1 rRNA gene is annotated in these 1,059 nt (G+C 54.0%); it reads left to right on the top strand.

The features are described 5' to 3' along the window. Positions 1-1,059, top strand: a 23S ribosomal RNA gene (locus tag AC559G_RS18150); the annotation flags it as partial.

Genomic DNA, 1,059 nt, shown 5'->3' with positions numbered 1-1,059 from the left:
GGAGCTGAAGCCAGTCGCAGATACCAGCTGGCTGCAACTGTTTAATAAAAACACAGCACTGTGCAAACACGAAAGTGGACGTATACGGTGTGACGCCTGCCCGGTGCCGGAAGGTTAATTGATGGGGTCAGCCGCAAGGCGAAGCTCTTGATCGAAGCCCCGGTAAACGGCGGCCGTAACTATAACGGTCCTAAGGTAGCGAAATTCCTTGTCGGGTAAGTTCCGACCTGCACGAATGGCGTAATGATGGCCAGGCTGTCTCCACCCGAGACTCAGTGAAATTGAACTCGCTGTGAAGATGCAGTGTACCCGCGGCAAGACGGAAAGACCCCGTGAACCTTTACTATAGCTTGACACTGAACATTGAGCCTTGATGTGTAGGATAGGTGGGAGGCTTGGAAGTGTGGACGCCAGTCTGCATGGAGCCAACCTTGAAATACCACCCTTTAATGTTTGATGTTCTAACTCGGCCCCCTGAGCGGGGGTGAGGACAGTGTCTGGTGGGTAGTTTGACTGGGGCGGTCTCCTCCCAAAGAGTAACGGAGGAGCACGAAGGTTAGCTAATCCTGGTCGGACATCAGGAGGTTAGTGCAAAGGCATAAGCTAGCTTGACTGCGAGAGTGACGGCTCGAGCAGGTGCGAAAGCAGGTCTTAGTGATCCGGTGGTTCTGAATGGAAGGGCCATCGCTCAACGGATAAAAGGTACTCCGGGGATAACAGGCTGATACCGCCCAAGAGTTCATATCGACGGCGGTGTTTGGCACCTCGATGTCGGCTCATCACATCCTGGGGCTGAAGTAGGTCCCAAGGGTATGGCTGTTCGCCATTTAAAGTGGTACGCGAGCTGGGTTTAGAACGTCGTGAGACAGTTCGGTCCCTATCTGCCGTGGGCGTTGGAAGATTGAGAGGGGTTGCTCCTAGTACGAGAGGACCGGAGTGAACGCACCACTGGTGTTCGGGTTGTCATGCCAATGGCATTGCCCGGTAGCTAAGTGCGGAAGAGATAAGCGCTGAAAGCATCTAAGCGCGAAACTTGCCTCGAGATGAGTCTTCCCTTGG

The sequence above is a fragment of the Gibbsiella greigii genome (assembly GCF_039540155.1).
Lineage (GTDB): Bacteria > Pseudomonadota > Gammaproteobacteria > Enterobacterales > Enterobacteriaceae > Gibbsiella > Gibbsiella quercinecans.
Note: the sequence above shows the minus strand (reverse complement) of the source record. Positions and strands in the feature narration are given on the sequence as shown.